Here is a 3747-nt window from a genome sequence, read left to right on the forward strand (position 1 = left end):
GAACAATTAGCGGAGTTAGAGAAAAAGCTAGATCAGCTTAAAGATCAGAAACGGAAGCTCAAAGCAAAACACACAAAGGACGAACGAAAGAAGCGCACTCACCACTTGATTGAGATCGGTGGTGCGGTGTACAGCATTCTCAATCGAGAGTTTGTCAAAGGTGATGTTGACCGCCTTATCGCCTTTCTCAAGGGGCAAGATAATAGAGGTGGTTACTTCTCACGAGCGATGAATGACTTTCCGCCTGAGCCTAAACCTGAACCCGCTCCAACCGTTGAGCCTTCGACCAATAATAATGAGCCGAACGAGCCTAAAGAAGAAACCGATTAAACAGATAAGACGGACTGCGCTTTGTGTCAGTCCGTCTTTTAAATTCTGATACAGTTGTTAAGATAATCACTGCTGCTCCAATGACAGTTTTCGGTTTTCATCGGTCAGCTGATTAATCTTTTCTTTCAGCTGAGATATAGTCTCGCCAAGCTCGGTTATCAATACATTTTATTTCACTATTTTATCTATCAGAAAAAGAAAGGATATAAAATGCCCCTCACACGCTCTGTGCGGCTCTGTATGCCGTTCCAGAGGTGTGAGGGATATACTCTAAACAAGCATAATATTTGACACACCATAATCTGAAAGTAACGAATCGTGGGTTAAAAAAGTCATTTCTTCAGCAACTGCTTGGCAGATCAGCATCTTATCAAACGGGTCTTTGTGCCTTGGAGCCGAATCTGGACGTTTCAAATCGGGTAATATTCCGATTGCTCTTTCAGAAAGATTAATAAGTTCAAAATCTGACTCATGACAATATCGGGCAATGACCTTTGAATTCTCCATCTGTTCGGGGTGAAGAATATGTTTTATTTGGATTTCCCACAAAGATATAATGCTGAAAAATATCTCATTATCTTCGTTTTCTATTAATTCTCTCGCTTTTTGTGGTAATTGTTCATCATCTGTCATAGCCCAAAGCATAATGTGAGTATCCAGCAGTATTTTCAAAAAAGATCACCATCCTCGAACATCTCCTCTATCTCCTTATCCCATTTATCAAAATCTTTCGGAATGCTGAGTTTTCCCTTTGCTGCGCCGATCCTTATTTTTTTACTTGGTACCGAATTTGATGTTAATGTGAATGGTATCCGCTGTTCCGCAATTGATTTCTTAGCAAATACACAGATGGCGGTCGTCATTGTCATTCCAATATTTTCACATAGCGCATTGAATTCTCTTTTGAGATCTTCATCCATGCGAATTGTAAACGTAGTCTGTCCCATAAAAGCGCCTCCTTTCCAAGTACATTATATCACATATGTAGTCTGTTGTCAATACATTGTTCGTGCATATTATAAAAACCAATTTTAAGAGGGGAGCCATACTAATTTTTTATATCATTTATGCCCTTTGCACCATCTATCGGCCAAAAGCCTTGTTTCGCCCATTGTCGGGCGGTCTTATGGTCGGGATAGTCGATATTATGCACTTTCATGTTGATTTCTCCAATATATCGTCAAAGGTCACTTGACCATCAAACTGTGGTTCCGGCTCCTGCTTAGGCTCGATATGCTTTTTCTTGTAAATAAACGCCTTTATATCGTCCACCATATCAGCCGGCACACGCATTGTTACGGTTTTACAACCATATTTCCGCTTTGCACCCGCACCCGGCCTCGCTCCGCCCCGATTTTTCTTTTTTTGTCGGATCGCTCATTCGTCTGATTGCTCCTTTCGGGCTTTTTTCTCGGCTTTCTTAGCGGCTCGGCGTTCCCAAAACGATAATTTGCGCTCGCTCTCCTTATCCTCAATAAGCATTAAAGTCTTTTTGTCAGCTGCATGGAGAGCTTGCGCAGCGGTCAAGGCTGCTGCGGTACTCTCCATTGCAGCGGTTATCTGCCCTATTTGCACATCTTTAGCGGAAAGTTGTTCTTGCAACGTTCGAATCTGCTCGTCTTTGGCAACAAGCTGTCCTTGTAGGGTGTCAATAGTGGCTTGTAATACCTCGATTATAGGTGTATACAAATCAGTTTTGTCTATAGACAGATTTTCAGATTTGTCTATAGACAAATCGCTGGTTTTGTCCACACTTGATTTAGAAAATGCCGATTTTACGAGATTTTCACCGACAACCGCTATATACTTAACACCGTCTATTGTCGATATATACGGAGCAACAGTTGTATATAGGGGTTCTCTTGAAAGTCTTTTCTGAACGGCCTGTTTGCTCACACCCAGCTCGTCTGCAATCTGTTTAATCGTCTTGCCCACCTGGCTCACCTTCTTTCTCAGTAACCTCAGTAACTTTGTAATACTGTCGGTGCAGAGCTTTTGAGTCCTTGCAAGAATAATAGTCGCTCTGATAATGAATATCATATGCCGCAGCGATAATTGCAGAGGCTCGTTCGAGCTGCTCGTCTGTACCAATTACTCTTATTTCAATTCGATCAGGTATTGTAGGCACTATGAGTTCTCTCCTTTCCGTGCCCCAAAGGACAAACATTCGTCCTTGCTAAAACAATTTAATTGATCTACACAATAGAGGGTACATCATCAGGAACAGTATCCCACCACTTGCGAATAGTCTTTGGATCTAAACCTGTATCACGGTGACAATCTGATTTACGTCCCGAAGGATGCTGTTGCTGCCAATGATAAACGAGCTGCTGCTTGCTCGGTCTGCCGTTATTATCTCTCCAATCAGTTCCTTTTCGCCGTTGCCGAATATCTCTAATAGCCCTCGCTTCTTCCAAATGATCTACTTGCTTCTGATGATTTCGCTTATTACGCTCAATACGCAAATCTGTCAAAATCTCAATATCAGCTATAGTGAAGTTATAGTAATCTTTGGAATAGCACTCCATAGCACTATCAACATCAGCTTGTGTCAACTCATTATCGTGTTTATACGTCCGAAGAACGTCAAAACACGCCTGCATATCAGCTTTGAGCTGTTTTTTCGACACATCGCACTTACAAGCGTATATTACAAGGCACATAAGGTAAAAATACCGATGTCCCCCCTCGATCTCCGTCACACGGCGTTTCCACCATTCATAAAGAGCATAGTCTTTGACTTGTTTCTTTTTTCGATAGCCAATATTCCATTTTTTCGGGCGTTTAATGCCGTCAACAACTACACGCTGATACCATTCGGGATAAAGTTCCGCAGCGGTCGCACGATCAACTCGGCTCGGTCGGAAAGGACGGTTAATGTCAACTCTGTTTTCAGGTTTGATAGTATAACTATTGAGAAATTCAAGGCTAACCTTGCCGCCGATCTGAAACGCCGTAACAACATTCCCATACTTGTTGTTAATGCTGCCAACCATACGAAAACCTTGACCGATACTCTGATACTGGATACTTTCTAATCGAGAAGTGCCTTTATACTCCCATATTCTGAACGTTAGGTCATGTTTCAGCGACTTCAATTGCAGCTTTATATTCGGATAAAGGACGATAGGCTCATTAAAAACGTAATACAAGTGCAGCCCCCGCCCGCTCAAAACAATAAAAGTAGGCTTGGGAATACTGCGGTAAACATCGCCCGCCCCCTTTGTACGTTCAAGGACACGTTCAAGTTCCTTACGCCCCACACCGTCGAGATCAAATATAAGAGCATTCATTGTTTGAGCGTATTGCAACTTATTACTCCGACTATGATAAGTCAAGCCGCTGCACAAAGTCATTTCATTTCGTTCCACAAAGTCCCGATAATCATCAGCCCATGTATCATTAAGCATTATTCGA

5 protein-coding genes are annotated in these 3747 nt (G+C 42.2%); 1 reads left to right on the forward strand and 4 read right to left on the reverse strand.

Annotated features, from left to right (window positions below; genetic code table 11):
• Positions 1–330: hypothetical protein (locus tag K6G33_RS09355; RefSeq protein ID WP_296778700.1), on the forward strand; the 330-nt coding region annotated here is incomplete at its 5' end.
• Between the two features lie 270 nt (positions 331–600).
• On the opposite strand, the gene K6G33_RS09360 is transcribed toward K6G33_RS09355, so the two are convergent.
• The 4 genes from K6G33_RS09360 to K6G33_RS09375 form a co-directional block, all read right to left on the reverse strand.
• Positions 601–1002 carry a type II toxin-antitoxin system VapC family toxin gene (locus tag K6G33_RS09360; protein WP_296778702.1) on the reverse strand — a complete coding sequence of 134 codons (402 nt, stop codon included), beginning with the start codon at positions 1000–1002 and terminating at the stop codon, positions 601–603.
• A complete protein-coding gene (locus K6G33_RS09365) occupies positions 999–1277 on the reverse strand; it encodes a type II toxin-antitoxin system RelB/DinJ family antitoxin (protein WP_296778705.1) in 279 nt (92 codons plus the stop codon). The genes K6G33_RS09360 and K6G33_RS09365 overlap by 4 nt, the downstream gene beginning before the upstream one ends.
• 430 nt (positions 1278–1707) lie before the next feature.
• The gene (locus K6G33_RS09370; RefSeq protein ID WP_296778706.1) at positions 1708–2265 is read right to left on the reverse strand and encodes a hypothetical protein; all 558 of its coding nucleotides are present in this window, start codon (positions 2263–2265) and stop codon (positions 1708–1710) included.
• 260 nt (positions 2266–2525) lie between these two features.
• Positions 2526–3747, reverse strand: a 1222-nt coding sequence (locus K6G33_RS09375; RefSeq protein WP_296778708.1) for a hypothetical protein, incomplete at its 5' end; no start/stop codon positions are given.

This window comes from Ruminococcus sp., assembly GCF_024691275.1.
GTDB lineage: Bacteria > Bacillota > Clostridia > Oscillospirales > Ruminococcaceae > Ruminococcus.

Excerpts from the sequence above, each read along its gene's own strand:
- K6G33_RS09365 (WP_296778705.1), bottom strand. The coding sequence starts at position 1,277 with ATGGGACAGACTACGTTTACAATTCGCATGGATGAAGATCTCAAAAGA.